The 14,249-nt window shown below is 60.3% G+C and carries 8 protein-coding genes; 4 read left to right on the forward strand and 4 right to left on the reverse strand.

All coding sequences use genetic code 11. From position 1 onward, the window contains the following. Window positions 1-169 precede the first annotated feature (169 nt). Window positions 170-1,426, forward strand: coding sequence for an IS4 family transposase (locus tag H9S92_RS05780; RefSeq protein ID WP_187465081.1), 1,257 nt, complete (start codon window positions 170-172; stop codon window positions 1,424-1,426). Between the two features lie 168 nt (window positions 1,427-1,594). Here H9S92_RS05780 and H9S92_RS05785 read toward each other — a convergent pair whose 3' ends face one another. From H9S92_RS05785 to H9S92_RS05795, 3 genes are all read right to left on the reverse strand, one after another. Further along, window positions 1,595-2,359, reverse strand: coding sequence for a succinate dehydrogenase/fumarate reductase iron-sulfur subunit (locus tag H9S92_RS05785; protein WP_187465770.1), 765 nt, complete (start codon window positions 2,357-2,359; stop codon window positions 1,595-1,597). Window positions 2,360-2,478: 119 nt separating this feature from the next. Next, complete coding sequence (locus tag H9S92_RS05790) at window positions 2,479-4,473, reverse strand: fumarate reductase/succinate dehydrogenase flavoprotein subunit (protein WP_187465771.1); 1,995 nt, start codon at window positions 4,471-4,473, stop codon at window positions 2,479-2,481. A gap of 29 nt (window positions 4,474-4,502) precedes the next feature. Next, entirely contained in the window at window positions 4,503-5,207 is a 705-nt protein-coding gene (locus H9S92_RS05795) for a succinate dehydrogenase cytochrome b subunit (protein ID WP_187465772.1), read from the reverse strand. A 529-nt stretch (window positions 5,208-5,736) separates the two neighbouring features. Here H9S92_RS05795 and H9S92_RS05800 point away from each other — a divergent pair. After that, window positions 5,737-10,992 (forward strand): T9SS type B sorting domain-containing protein, encoded by a 5,256-nt coding sequence (locus H9S92_RS05800; protein ID WP_187465773.1) that lies wholly within the window; start codon window positions 5,737-5,739, stop codon window positions 10,990-10,992. A 243-nt stretch (window positions 10,993-11,235) separates the two neighbouring features. Here the strand turns inward: H9S92_RS05800 and H9S92_RS05805 are convergent, their stop codons facing one another. Next, window positions 11,236-12,852 (reverse strand): CTP synthase, encoded by a 1,617-nt coding sequence (locus H9S92_RS05805; protein WP_187465774.1) that lies wholly within the window; start codon window positions 12,850-12,852, stop codon window positions 11,236-11,238. A 146-nt stretch (window positions 12,853-12,998) separates the two neighbouring features. Between H9S92_RS05805 and H9S92_RS05810 the strand changes: the two genes are divergently transcribed. Both H9S92_RS05810 and H9S92_RS05815 read left to right on the forward strand, forming a co-directional pair. Continuing rightward, the gene (locus H9S92_RS05810) at window positions 12,999-13,943 is read left to right on the forward strand and encodes a pepsin/retropepsin-like aspartic protease family protein (RefSeq protein WP_187465775.1); all 945 of its coding nucleotides are present in this window, start codon (window positions 12,999-13,001) and stop codon (window positions 13,941-13,943) included. Window positions 13,944-13,992: 49 nt separating this feature from the next. Beyond that, on the forward strand, window positions 13,993-14,238 hold the full coding sequence (locus H9S92_RS05815; protein WP_187465776.1) for a hypothetical protein: 246 nt from the start codon (window positions 13,993-13,995) through the stop codon (window positions 14,236-14,238). The last annotated feature ends 11 nt before the right edge of the window (window positions 14,239-14,249 follow it).

Here is a 14,249-nt window from a genome sequence, read left to right on the forward strand (position 1 = left end):
GCTACTCTCCCTACACAAGTTTATTCGTTAAAACATCGCATATTTACCTCATGGAGATTCGTTTAAAAAAAGATTTGACAAGATCAGCTCGCTGATCCGTCTGAGCCTGACATGCGTTGTAAACCGCTTCGGCTCGAACAAGGCCGAGCAAGTAGCCACAGAACGGTTTATGAACAATGAAAATGTCACGCTGGAAGACTTGGGAGAGTTACTCTCAGCACCTTGTCACTTGCAAGACTTGGATCATGTCGTGTTGGTTCAAGACACCACGCAGTACAACTTCGAGGCACACCGAGGGCGGTTTTCGGCGGATGATGCCGATATTGGCGTTCTGGGGGATAACCGTTCGCTGGGTCTGTTCGTGCATCCGACCTTGGGCTTCGATGAGGCAACGGGGATTCCGTTTGGGATTACCGACTTAGCAATCTACCAGTTGCCAGAGGATCGGGAACTGAAAGCAAACAGGGGTTATACCAAGCAGCCCATCACCGAAAAGCATTCTTACCGTTGGATCAAGTCAATAGAGGATAGTGTGGCCAAGATGCCAAAGGTGAAAAACTTTACAGCCATTGCTGACCGGGAAGCCGATATGTATGAGCTCTTCGCCCACCCCTTTGATAGCCGGGTTAAGTTGTTGATCAGAAGTGCACAAAACCGTAAATTAGCCAATGGACAGTTGCTTCATGCCTATCTGGACGACCAGCCCTGGCAAGGGGAGTACGAGTTGGAAATCAAGGGCAATAAAAAACGGTGCGACCGCACCGCCCAGATGACCATCAGGTGGTCAACTGTAGAAGTTGTTTGTCCTTCTAGTTTACATCGGCTGAAAAAAGATCATCCAGCTACAATTTCCATACAGGCCATAGAAGTCAAAGAGATAGAAGCGGGGGAAAGGGCCGAAGGGGAAGAACCTCTCCACTGGTATCTGTACACTACTCATGAGGTAACAAACTTGGTGCAGGCACTTCAAGCTGTCGAGTGGTACGTCAAGCGTTGGTGGATAGAGGACTTCTTTCGCCTCACTAAAAGTCAGGGGTTCGAGCTGGAGAAAAGTCAATTTAGTAGTGGAATGGCACTCAAACGACTAATCTACTTGGTTTACGGGGAGGCAATCAAGGTGCTGGCGTTGCGACAAGGTCGAACACTAACCGTTTCAGATAGTGCCAGGCTCGTCTTTGATAATGTAGAACTCCTCTTGCTAAAAGCATTGCTCCCTAAACTGGAAGGACGTACGGCTAGCCAGGCCAACCAGAACCCTACCAATAGTATTGCTTGGGCTGTATGGATTATCGCCCGACTAGGAGGCTGGACACCAAGAAACATCAACGTGAGACCCCCAGGCGTGATCACATTGCTTAGCGGGCTAAAGATTTTCAAGCAACGACTCGAAGGGTTTAAATTGATCTACAGTCAAATATCACCCTAATTTCTAATGATTTTTGCCCCAAAACTTGTGTAGGGAGAGTAGCTCCCATGGAGAGGGACCGAGGGAGAGGGCAAATCCGGTAAGCCTACCCTTTATAACGGACCCTCCACACCCGTTATAAAGCGTCACTCCGTACGATGCAACCTAACCCAACACCACTATTGGTGCCTACCGCACCGCCCCAATGCTGGCCGCCAAATACTCGCGGTTGAGGCGGGCGATGTGTTCCACGGAAATTTCCTTGGGGCACTCCGCTTCGCAGGCCGTGATGTTGGTGCAGCGGCCGAAGCCTTCGGCGTCGTGCTGCTCGATCATCCGCTGGGCGCGCTGGGGAGACTCCACTTCCCCCTGGGGCAGGAGGGCGAGGTGACTGACCTTGGCGGCGGTGAAAAGCATCGCCGAAGCATTGGGGCAAGCCGCCACGCAAGCACCGCAGCCGATGCAGGTGGCCGCATCCATGGCCGTGTTGGCAATTTCCTTCTCCACGGCAATGGCGTTGCCGTCCTGGGCCTGACCGGTGTTCACCGAAACGTAGCCACCGGCCTGGATGATGCGGTCGAAGGCATCGCGGTTCACGACGAGGTCTTTCACTACCGGGAAGGCCGCCGAGCGCCAGGGCTCGATGGTGATGGTATCGCCGCTCTTGAAGTGGCGCATGTGCAGCTGGCAGGTGGTCGTACCCTGCTGCGGACCGTGGGGGTAGCCATTGATCATCAGGCTGCAGGTGCCACAGATGCCCTCGCGGCAGTCGTGTTCAAAAGCGACGGGCTCTCCCTTGCTGCTGATGATTTGCTCGTTGAGCACGTCCAGCATCTCCAGGAAAGACATGTGCTCGTTCACAGTGTCGAGGGTATAAGTCTCAAACCGGCCTTTAGCGTTCGTATTGTTCTGCCGCCAGATCTTGAGGGTAAGCTTCATGTTTTCGGATCCCATGGTTACGATGATTTTGGTGCTCCGCTCCTGGCTTTCAAAGACTTTCCCGGCACCTGCGGCCGCGCCCAAAAAGCGCTGCCAAGGCCGGCGGAAACCCGGAAGGGGAGCTGGCGACTGATTTATTTGTAGGAACGGGTTTTGAGTTCGACGTTTTCGAAGACGAGTTCTTCTTTGTGCAGGATGGGTTCGGTATCGTTCCATTCCCAGGCGGCTACGTAGGCGAATTCGTCGTCGCGGCGCAGGGCCTCGCCGTCTTCGGTTTGGTATTCTTCGCGGAAGTGGCCGCCGCAGGATTCCTCGCGGTTGTTGGCGTCCACCATCATGAGTTCGCCCAGTTCGAGGAAGTCGGCCACGCGCATGGCTTTTTCCAGTTCGGGGTTGTACTCGTCGGCGCGGCCGGGAACGAACACGTCGCGGTAGAATTCGTCGCGCAGTTCGCGGATGAGTTGGCGGCCTTTGGCGAGGCCTTCGGCGCTGCGGGACATGCCGCAGTAGTCCCAGACGTAGTGCCCGAGCCGGCGGTGGAAGCTTTCGACCGACTGGTTGCCCTGGATGCTCATCAGGCGGCTGATGCGCTCATTGACCTGGGCTTCGGCTTCGAGGAAGGCGCTGCCGTTGGGGTCGATTTTCGGCGTCCGGATCTCGTTGGCCAGGAAGGTGCCGATGGTGTAGGGCAAAACGAAGTAGCCGTCGGCCAGCCCCTGCATCAGAGCGGAGGCCCCGAGACGGTTGGCGCCGTGGTCGCTGAAGTTGGCTTCGCCGGTGGCAAAAAGGCCGGGGATGTTGGTTTGCAGGTTGTAGTCTACCCACAGGCCGCCCATGGTATAGTGCACGGCGGGGTAGATCTTCATCGGCATCACGTAGGGGTTCTCGCCGGTGATTTTCTCGTACATCTCAAAGAGGTTGCCGTACTTCTCGGCGACTACTGCCGTGCCGAGTTCGCGGATGCGGGCTTCGCTGGCGTTGTGCTCGTTGAGGGTGCTGGCGCGGCTCTTGCCGTAGCGCTGGATGGCGTCGGCGAAGTCGAGGTAAACGGCCAGGCCGGTGGGGCTTACGCCGTGGCCTTCGTCGCAAACGACTTTGGCGGCGCGGCTGGCTACGTCGCGGGGGACGAGGTTACCGAAGGCGGGGTAGCGGCGTTCGAGGAAGTAATCGCGCTCTTCTTCGCGCAGTTCGCGGCCCGTCTTTTTGCCTTCGCGGATCAGGCGGGCGTCTTCTTTGCTCTTCGGTGCCCACACCCGGCCGTCGTTGCGCAGCGACTCCGACATGAGGGTGAGTTTCGACTGGTATTCGCCGGAAACGGGAATGCAGGTGGGGTGGATCTGCGTGAAGCAGGGGTTGGCCATGTAGGCACCGCGTTTTACCGCATTCCAGGCGGCGGAGACGTTGCAGTTCATGGCGTTGGTGGAGAGGTAGAACACGTTGCCGTAGCCCCCGGTGCCGAGCACCACGGCATGGGCGGCGTGGCGCTCAATCTTGCCCGTGAGGAGGTTGCGGGCGATGATGCCGCGGGCTTTGCCGTCCTGGATGACGACGTCGACCATCTCGTGGCGGTTGAAGAGCTGGACGTTGCCCAGGCTGATCTGCCGGCTCAACGACTGGTAAGCACCAAGTAACAGCTGCTGCCCCGTTTGGCCACGGGCGTAGAAGGTGCGGCTGACCTGCACCCCACCGAAAGAGCGGTTGGCCAGGAGGCCGCCGTACTCGCGGGCGAAGGGTACGCCCTGGGCGACGGCCTGGTCGATGATGTTGGTACTGACTTCCGCCAGGCGATGCACGTTGGCTTCGCGGCTGCGGTAGTCGCCGCCCTTGATCGTGTCGTAGAAAAGGCGGTAGACGGAGTCGCCGTCGTTCTGGTAGTTCTTGGCCGCATTGATGCCACCCTGGGCGGCAATGGAGTGGGCGCGGCGCGGACTATCGTGGAAGGTGAATACCTTGACCTTGTAGCCCAGTTCGCCCAGCGTGGCTGCCGCAGCACCACCGGCCAGGCCGGTGCCTACTACGATCACCTCCAACTGGCGCTTGTTGTTGGGAGCCACCAGCGGCATGGAAGAACGGTACTGGGTCCACTTTTCCGAAAGTTCGCCAGCGGGGACGTTAGATTGGAGTGCCATGATCTTGAGTTTTTAAGGCCGGTTGGGAATTACTGGTTCAGGTAGAAATACACGTACAAGGGAATGATGGCAAAGCCCAGCGGTACCAAAATGCTGTAGGCACGGCCGACGAACTTGATGAGCGGCGTCCATTTTTTGTGGTTGAGCCCCAGGGTCTGGAACGCCGACTCAAACCCGTGAAAAAGGTGGAAAGCGATGAACACCATGCTGATGACGTAGAAGATCACAAACCAGATGTTAGTGAAAGCGGTGTACACCAGCGTATAGAGGTCTTTCACCGCGTACTCCGCGCCGGGGTAAGTAACCTCCGCAACATTACCGGTAAACTTCATCTGGGCCCAGAACTGCACCATGTGGATGATGATGAAGATGAGAATCACCATACCCAAAGACCCCATGTAGAGCGAGCTCTTGGGGGCCGTGGCCAGGCGGTCCCGCTTCACGGCGTAGCCCTGGCTGCCCCGCGCCAGACGGTTCTGGTTCCACAGGATCAGGCCCTGGATGGCGTGGAGGAGGATGAAAGCATACAGGCCGTAACTAGTGAATTTGATCACCGGGTTGTGGGTCATGAAATACGCGTATTCATTAAAGGCCTGCCCACCGTCTCCAAACATCAATTGTACATTGCCCGCCAGGTGGACGGCCAGAAAGGAGATCAGGAAGAGGCCCGTCAAAGCCATCACCACCTTCTTTCCAATGCTAGAGGTGATGAACCGAACAAACCATGACTTCATACGAGGTAATTTTAGCGAAACGCGGCAAAACTAACAGTTAAAAAGCGGATATACCAAGTGGTTGAAGCCGGATGCCGGAATCGGCACTGTTTAGATCGCATCTAATTTATCCCCAGCAAATTAGGCTGCCTCCGGCTAAGCCGCCGCCCCCCGCTCTCCGCCGTTTCCCTACCGCTGCCCGGGCCACCAGCCCGTTGTTAAGCCAGCATTAAAAAGTCGGGCGGCTATTGGAACCTGACGCGCCCGCTCCCCACTTTTGCGGCGAGAGAAAAGCTGGGCTTCCCGGGCCGGGGGTGCGTACCTTCGCCCCGGAGAAAAGCAGCTTTTTTCCCGCTTTTTTGCCGTTGCCAATACTAAGCGCGCTGGCCCGGGCGTACTTAAGGCTGGACCCGTCAGCGGGCCTGGCCCCAAAAATTTTTCCCGCAGCCATCGGCCCCTCCGCCTCCGGGCGTCGGCGGTCAGATTGCCTTTTCTGAATTCTTTCCTGAGAGCGGACGACCGAACAGCACACTCACATACCTAGTCCCAGATGATGAAAGTTTACCCGTTTATCGGCCGTTTTGCGGCTGGGCTTGTTCGTTTCGTTCTCCCCTTTCTTTGCACCCTTCCGCTGGCCGGGCAGTGCCTGAATCCGGAATTGGCCGTCATCAATTCCTGCATCGAACATCCCAATCCTGGGGGTGGCCCGCTCAATGTGGAATCGGAAATCCTGGTGGTTTCCAGCGGTCTGGTGCCCGTCAACGTCGCCGACGCGGGCGTTGACTTGCCCTTCAACGGTTTCGGTGCGGCGAATGCCGACATCAGTGCCGAGCCTGGCGACTGCCCCTTCAAGTTCCCCACCGTTACGGCATTGCCGGGCTGCCCGGGCGCCATTCCCCTGGGGCCCAATGACGTCATCCCAGCCGGTGCCATCGTCGTGATTTTCGTTACGGGCACGACCATTTCGGCCGATATTCTCGACGTCGACTTCAGCAACATCTGCCCGAACGGCCAGCCCGTGTACATCCTGCAGAGCAGCTGTGAGCGGACGGCCGGGGCCTTCGCCAACGGCTCAACGGGCGGCAATCCGCTGCGCACCATCGGGGTCACTTCCCCCTGCGGCGTGCGGGCGTTTACCTACAATACCCAGGAGATCAACCCCGCCGACGGTACGTACTACCTCGTGGGGGCCAATGCGGTGGGCAACCTCGATTGCGACCTGCCTACCATCCCCGAAACCTGCCCGGCCATCGACCTGACCTACTACATCTGCGATCCGGCCGGCGCGCTGGCTCCCGTGCCCGCCACCGACCTGGCCAGCATCTATCCCCTGAGCGACGTCTCCGTATCCTTCTTCCCTACCGCAACGGCCGCCGAGACCAATACGGGACGCATCACCCAGTACCAGCCTGCGGGCATGGCCACTGATACGCTCTACGCCCGGATCATTTACGCTACCAATTTCTGCATTGTCGTGCGGCCCCTCATCATCCGCTACCAGACGGGGCCCGCCCAGAGCACGGCACCCGCCGCCCCCCTCCCGGGCTGCGCCGATGAGGGGATGGGCCTTTTTGACCTGCGCAGGCTCGACGCGGAAATTGGCGGCGGGCAGCCCGTAACCTATTATACGGACGCCGCCGGCAACAGCCCCGTTACGGACCCCGGCAATTATGCTGGCCCGGCGGGCACCCTTTTCGCACGGGCGGGCGAGGGAAGCTGCGCCGGGGCCATCGTGCCGGTGGAACTCGTCTTGGTAGATCAGCCGGCGCTCAGTCCCGTGGCCACCCCCACCACCTGCCCCGAAAACACGGACGGCATCGTGGCGCTCAATCCCAGCGGCAACGGACCCTTTTCCTTCGCCTGGGCGGGAGATACCCTGCCGGCGAGTGCGACCCTGACGGACTTGCCGGCGGGCGATTACACGGCTACCGTGCGGGACGTGAACGGCTGTTCGAGCGCGGCCAGTGCGACGGTTTTGGCCGGGCCTGCCCTGACCTTAAGTTGTGGCCTGGGGGCACCCGCCAGTGGTCCGGCCCAAAGCGACGGCGTGGCTACGCTGACCATCACCCAGGGGCGTCCACCGTATACCGTCACGTATTCGGGCGCGGCCGCAGGTGCCGTGCAATTCCCAACGGCAATGGGCGACGTGGCCGGCCTTCCCCCTGGCGACTACACCTTCGTCGCTACCGATGCCAACGGTTGCACCAGCACGGACTGCTCCCTCACCATCGGGGTGGCTTTTCCCATCGACCTGATGTGCTTTGTGCGCAACAACAGCAACGGCAGTACCATCCTCGGTGCCATCCGCATCGAGCTTTCCGGCGGAGTCCCCCCCTTCCTGGTGGAACTTACCGACCAGAACAACAACACCTCCTCCTTCCCGAATCGGCCGGCGGGAACGCAGGTATTCCCCAACCTGCCCGTAGGCACTTATACCATCACCGTCACCGACGCCCAGGGCCAGGAAACGAGTTGTACCCGCAGCATCGTCCTCGATAACTGTCCGCTCACGGTCACCAACGTCCAGCTTCTGGCCAGCGATTGCAGCGGAGCAGACAACGTAATCATCCGTCTTTCCCTGGCGGGCAACAGCGGGGCCATCGCCACCGTCTGGTCCGGCGGCAACAACATCGAACAGTTCAACGGGCAGCAGGAGGCCGGTCCGCTGCCCCCCGGCGATTACTTCGTGCAGGTGTCCGACCAGAGCGCCTGCCCACCCATTTTCCAGGGCCCCATTACGGTCACCAACCCCGGCCCCGTGGTGTGGACGAACAGCTCCAGCGGCCAGTCCAATCCCTGTACCCCCGACGGCCTCATCGAAGCCACGGTGCAGAGCGGCGGGACCCCGCCCTACACCATCCGCCTGCGCGACGAAGACAGCGGCACTGAACTGGCCAATTTTCCGAACGTTACAGCGGGCCAGACCGTGCAGTTCACCAACCTGGAAGGTAGCGCAACGGGCCGCAACTACGCCGTTTTCGTGACCGACGCCCTGGGCTGCCCTACCCCACTGGCCCCCTACACCATCACCTCCCTGCCCGCGCCGGCCATCACTTTCCTCCCCGCCGGGCAAATGATCACCGCCCCGACCTGTACGGATGGAACGGACGGCTCCCTCACCATCGCCGCCAGCGGTGGAACGGCGCCCTACACCTACCGTTGGATCGATTACCCGGAGCGCAGCCTTGGCCGGGTGCTGGCCGACGGACCGTCCCAGACCAACCTTCCGGCGGGCGATTACCAGATTGAAGTCCGGGATGGCCTCGGCTGTTTGGATACCCTGGTCCTGAACGTCCCGGCCGGCAGCAGCCCCACCCTGGCTTGCGGACCCGCGACCGACGCCATAGGCCCCACGGGCGGCACGGTCGAGGTTGACCTGGCCGGCGGTAGTGGCCCCTACGTCCTTACGCTGACGCGCCTGGGAGAAAACCTCGTCTTCCCCAACCTCCCGGCGGGCACCACGCTGATCAGCGATTTGCCGGGCGGCGATTACAGTGGCCGGATTACGGACGCGGCGGGCTGTACGTCCTTGCCCTGTACCTTCAGCGTAGGCTTTACCCCTTGCCAGCTGGGGGCCACGGCAATTACGGTGCCGGCAGACTGCGCCGGCCCGGGGGAGATTGCCGTAACGGTTACGGGTGCGCTCGGGGCCGTTAGCCTGGCGTGGGCGGACCCGACGTTTCCGGCGGCGACGGTGGTGATGCCTGTCGATTCCGGTGCCTACTTCGTGAGCATCACCGACGCGGCGGGTTGCCAGCTGGATACCTTCTTCCGCGTCGGCCGGGTGGATGACGCGCCGGCCCTCCTCAACGTGGGGGCTACGCCCTTGGAGCTTTGCCTGACGGACACTTTCCAGATCGACCTCGATTTCGGGGGGACGCCGCCTTTTGTCCTGAGCTACGAGCTGCAATTTACCGACCGCCCCGCGCAGCCGGGGATGCAGACCTTCAACGGAAGCCAGGGGAGCTTGCGGATTGATGCGGCGCAGATTCCGGGCGACAGTGCTTTGCTGGTCATTACCGAGCTGGCCGACGCGCGTTGCCGTACCACCGTCATGGCACCTGCGACCGCGCTGAAATTCGTCCGGCCCGACACCATCCGCCGCTTCGACATTACGTGCGACCCCAGCCCGCTGGACATCGGGGGGCGACTCTTTGACGCCACGATGCCTTCCGATACTTTTATGGTCGACGACGGCAGTCTCTGCGGCCTGCGTTACGAGGTAGACCTCACTTTTGAGGCCCCCGAAGTGCCCGATACAAGCCTGGTTTTCATCTGCCCGGGCACCCAGTACATCGTTGCCGCCACCCAGGATACTTTTGACGCGAGCCGCCCCGAAGGCCGCGTGGTGTACCCCCGGCCGGGGGCCTGCGACAGCATCGTTTACGTGCGGCTGGACATCCCGCCGGTCTTCGTCGGGAGCTTCTCCACGGGCGCCTGCGCGGGCGATACGGTATTTTACGGCGACCGCTTTTTTACTGCCGAGAACAGCAATGGCCTGGCGCGGCTGGTGGGGCAAGCCTCCACGGGCTGCGATTCGCTGGTGGCCGTCAATGTCATTTTCACGCGCGTGGGCGAATTGCGCCTGCTGGGCAACCACCGCATCTGCCGGGGGGATTCCATCCTGCTGCGCTTTGCCTACGACGGGCCGGGCCGCATTGACGCCCGCCTGGCGGACACCCAGGGCAACGTCTACAATTTCAACGGCCTCGGCAACGGCAGCCGGGAAATGCTCTTCCCCACCGTCTCCACCACCTACCGCATCCTTTCCGCCAACGTGGGGATGTGCCCCGGCGAATTCCAGGGCAGCTCCACCGTGACGATCAATGACCTGGACCTCACCACAGAAGTCTTGCTCGACCCCGCCGCCTTTTGCTTCGATACCCTCGGCAAGGTAGCCGTTTACCCTTCCGGCGGCACCGAACCCTACGCCATCCGCTGGAGCAACGGGCGCAGCGACTCCATCAACCGCAACCTGCTGGCGGGCACTTACGCCGTGACGGTGGAAGACGCCGACGGCTGCCAGGTGATTGACTCCCTGGTCTTGAACGAACGGCAGGCACTGACGGCGGCCGTCACGGCCCTGCCCCCCGACTGCCCCGGCGGCACAGGCAAGATCCGCATCGATACCCTCTACGGCGGTGGCGGCTTCTACGAAGTCAGTCTGGATGGCTCCTTTTTCATCGCCGCCGACCGGGTGGGCGACTTCAACCCGCCCGAGGGGCTGGGCCGTCTGCTGATCCAGGACGTGGACGATTGCGCTTTGCAACTCGACTTCTTCGTGCCCGGTCCCCTACTACCGGAATTGAGTTTGCCGGAAGACACGCTGATTTTCCTGGGGGATAGTTTGCTGCTGGATCCGCAGGTGTCCGTGGAAGTGGATTCGGCCTGGTGGTCGCCGCCCTTGGGGCTGCGCACCCCCAACCGCGCAACGACCCTCGCCGCGCCGACGCAGAGCACCGACTACCTGCTCAACCTCATCACCGCCAGCGGTTGCCGCCTGAGCCAACTCGTTTCCGTGCAAGTGGACGAGCGGGTGCCGATCTACGCCCCCACCGCCTTCAGCCCCAACGGCGACGGCACCAACGACACTTATCGCCTGGAACTCGGCGCGCGGGTGGCCGAAGTGCTCAGTTTCCGGATTTACAACCGCTGGGGACACCTCGTTTTTGAGGGGCTGGATGGCTGGGATGGCATCACCAACGGAGCGCGCGCGCCAGCGGCGGTTTACGTTTTTACCGCTACCGTCCGGCTGAGCGACGGCAGCGAGCGGGCGCTGCGGGGAGATTTTGTGTTGATGCGCTAGGAATTTACAATTTACAATTCAACATTCAACATTTTGGCATCCGCCGGGAAGATGGATAAATCCTGGCGAGGGGGAGGTTTTGGAAAAGGATTGATGTTTAGCACTCCTATTACCAAACCAACCATCCTCCTAAACGATTTCTCCTCCGAGGCATCTTTTGCCGTTCGCAGTGAGGGAAATTCCTTCGGGGGGATAGTCTTCCGAGGCAAAAGTTCCTCGGAGGTGTAAATCGCGGGGCCAACCTCACTCCTTCTCCCGGTGCACCAAGGCGGCCGCAACGAAGGAAACGAACAGCGGGTGGGGGTTTTCCACCGTGCTCTTGAGTTCGGGGTGAAACTGTACGCCGACGAAGTAGGGGTGGTCTTCGAGTTCAATGACTTCCACCAGGCCCGTATCCGGGTTGGTGCCGACGATTTTTAGTCCGGCCTCCTTGAGTTGATCCAGGTAGGCGTTGTTGAACTCGTAGCGGTGGCGGTGGCGCTCGCTGATTTTGGTGGTACCGTAGGCTTCGGCGGTTTTTGAGCCTTGGGCCAGGGTGCAGGCGTAGGCGCCCAGGCGCATGGTGCCGCCCTTCGTTTTGATCTTCTTCTGGTCGTTCATCAGGTCGATGACCGGGTGGGCAACTTTGGGGTCGACCTCCGAGGAGCCCGCACCGGCGATGCCCGCCACGTTGCGGCTGAACTCCACCACGGCGCACTGCATCCCGAGGCAGATGCCGAAGAAAGGGATCTGGTTCTCGCGGATGTACTGAATGGCGGCAATCTTGCCCTCAATGCCCCGCTCGCCGAAGCCGGGGGCGACGAGGATGCCGTCGAATTGGTCCAGGAATTTACCCACCTCCGCGTAGGGCCCTTCCAATTGCTCGGAGTTGACGGGGATTACCTTGACCTTGCACTCATTGACGGCACCGGCGTGGATGAAGGCTTCGTAGATGGACTTATAAGCGTCGCGCAACTCGATGTACTTGCCGACGAGGCCGATGGTGACTTCGCCGGTCGAATTCTTGAGGCGGCCGAGGAAGTTCTTCCAGCGGCGCAGGTCGGGCGCTTTGCGATCCTGGATGCGGAGCTTACTGATGACCTGCGCGTCCAGCCCTTCTTTGAGCATGAGCAAGGGCACGTCGTAGATCGTCGAGGCATCGATGGCCTCGATGATGCAGGCCTTTTCGACGTTGCAAAACAGCGCCAGTTTGCGGCGGATGGAATCGTCGATGGGGTGCTCGGTGCGCACCACCAGAATGTCGGGCTGGATGCCGGCGCTGAGCAATTCCTTGACGCTGTGCTGGGTGGGCTTCGTCTTCAGCTCTTTGGCGGCGGCCAGGTAGGGAATCAGGGTGAGGTGGATGGCTACGCAGTTGTCGCGGCCCAGCTCCCAGCGCAGTTGGCGCAGGCTTTCGAGGTAGGGCAGGGACTCAATGTCGCCCACCGTGCCCCCGAGTTCGGTGATGACGATGTCGTACTCGCCGGTTTGGCCGAGCAGCTGGACGCGGCGCTTGATTTCGTCGGTCACGTGGGGAACAACCTGAACGGTCTTACCCAGAAAGGCGCCCTCTCGCTCCATCTCGATCACCGTCTGGTAGATCCGGCCGGTGGTTACGTTGTTGGCCTGGCTGGTGGGCGTGTTGAGGAAGCGCTCGTAGTGGCCCAGGTCGAGGTCCGTCTCCGCCCCGTCGTCGGTTACGTAACATTCGCCGTGCTCAATGGGGTTGAGCGTGCCGGGGTCTACGTTGAGGTAGGGGTCAAACTTTTGGATGGTAACGGATAAGCCGCGGGCCTGCAACAGCTTAGCCAGGGATGCGGCAATAATTCCTTTGCCGAGGGAAGAGGTCACCCCGCCCGTAACGAAAATATACTTACTCATGTGCTTCGATTACGGAACGCAAAGGTAAACGGATAATTCGGCCTGGCGGCACAAAAGTGTTAAATGCGGGGTTAAAGGGAGAAAAAAGACTCCAAAGTTAATTCAATGTGAACTTAGTGTTAACTTAGCGACGTTATATTTAGGCTATGTTAAGACCAGTGTCCTCCTTGCTTACCCTTGGTTTCCGGTGGCTTCTTGCCGTCGGGATGCTGCTGGTATGCAGTTCGGGGGCGCTGCCGCAGGATGCCGTGTCGGTCTTGAAGGCAGGGAAAGTCGGGGCCAACGCCGGTGGGGCTACGGCTGCGACCCTTTCGCTGGAATTCGAGTTGGAGCGCAACCTGATTTTCTTTCCGGCGGTCCTGGACGGGGATCCGGGGACCTTCATTCTCGATACGGGTGCTCCCCGGCTGCTGCTCAATAACCACGGTGCGGCCGCCGCGCCGTCTTTTCCCACGGGCATGGCGGCGGGCGGGGAGGTTGCCCTGACCAACCGGCGGGTCAACTCTTTCCAGATGGGTGGCCGGGAAAGCGGCAAACAATGGGCTTTGGCCCTGGACCTGCGGGCCATGGAACAACGGCTTTCGACGCCCATTGACGGCTACGTTGGATACGAACTTTTTAAAGGCAGCGAACTGCGTATTGACTACCCCGCCCGCACTTTCCAGCTCCGCAAGTCGGAACGCCGCCCCCAGCACGATGGTCGGGCTCCGCAGGCCATCTTCCATTTTGAGTACGTAGACCACCTGCCGGTCATTACCGTTAAGTCCGGCAAAACCAAACTTCGCTTCGCCATTGATACCGGTGCGGGTGCCAACCTGATCGACGCCAGCCAGGAAAAAATCTTCCGCCGCAAAGGCAGCCGGATGAACATCCAGGGCCTCGACGGTGCTAGCAGTAACTACGACATCGTCAACCTGGAAGTGCCCCTATTGCCCGGTGTACCGACGGATGCCACCGACTTCGTGTCAATGGACCTGACGCACCTGCAATCACCGGAGCACAGCCCGATTGACGGTATCCTAGGTTCAGCTTTCCTGGCTGATTATTGCGTAGGTATTGATTACCGTCGTAGGAAACTGTATCTTTGGTAGCCCGGCCCCAGTTTTTTGTGTTCCCCTAACCACCGGAAATAAAGCGATCATGAACCTAAGTCAATTCCCCGAGCGCTTGCGGGCGCGGGTGCTCTCCAGCATTGTGCGGTATGGCCGCGCTGGCATTGCTTTTCGATTGGGCGACTTACAAGGGGAAGTTCTCCCCCTCACCGTGGCCCAGGTTTCCAGCTCCCCCGGGCCGCTTTTGCCCCCGCAGGAACTGGAGCGGCAGGCCCGCGTGGCCTTTGGTACGCTGCCGTATACGCTCCACATTGAGGTGAAGGGGCCGGAGTGAGGGGTGCGGGG

The sequence above is a fragment of the Neolewinella lacunae genome (assembly GCF_014349155.1).
GTDB lineage: Bacteria > Bacteroidota > Bacteroidia > Chitinophagales > Saprospiraceae > Neolewinella > Neolewinella lacunae.

Excerpts from the sequence above, each read along its gene's own strand:
- H9S92_RS05810 (WP_187465775.1), top strand. The coding sequence starts at position 12,999 with ATGTTAAGACCAGTGTCCTCCTTGCTTACCCTTGGTTTCCGGTGGCTT.
- H9S92_RS05790 (WP_187465771.1), bottom strand. The coding sequence starts at position 4,473 with ATGGCACTCCAATCTAACGTCCCCGCTGGCGAACTTTCGGAAAAGTGG.
- H9S92_RS05800 (WP_187465773.1), top strand. The coding sequence starts at position 5,737 with ATGATGAAAGTTTACCCGTTTATCGGCCGTTTTGCGGCTGGGCTTGTT.
- H9S92_RS05780 (WP_187465081.1), top strand. The coding sequence starts at position 170 with ATGAACAATGAAAATGTCACGCTGGAAGACTTGGGAGAGTTACTCTCA.
- H9S92_RS05815 (WP_187465776.1), top strand. The coding sequence starts at position 13,993 with ATGAACCTAAGTCAATTCCCCGAGCGCTTGCGGGCGCGGGTGCTCTCC.
- H9S92_RS05805 (WP_187465774.1), bottom strand. The coding sequence starts at position 12,852 with ATGAGTAAGTATATTTTCGTTACGGGCGGGGTGACCTCTTCCCTCGGC.
- H9S92_RS05785 (WP_187465770.1), bottom strand. The coding sequence starts at position 2,359 with ATGGGATCCGAAAACATGAAGCTTACCCTCAAGATCTGGCGGCAGAAC.
- H9S92_RS05795 (WP_187465772.1), bottom strand. The coding sequence starts at position 5,207 with ATGAAGTCATGGTTTGTTCGGTTCATCACCTCTAGCATTGGAAAGAAG.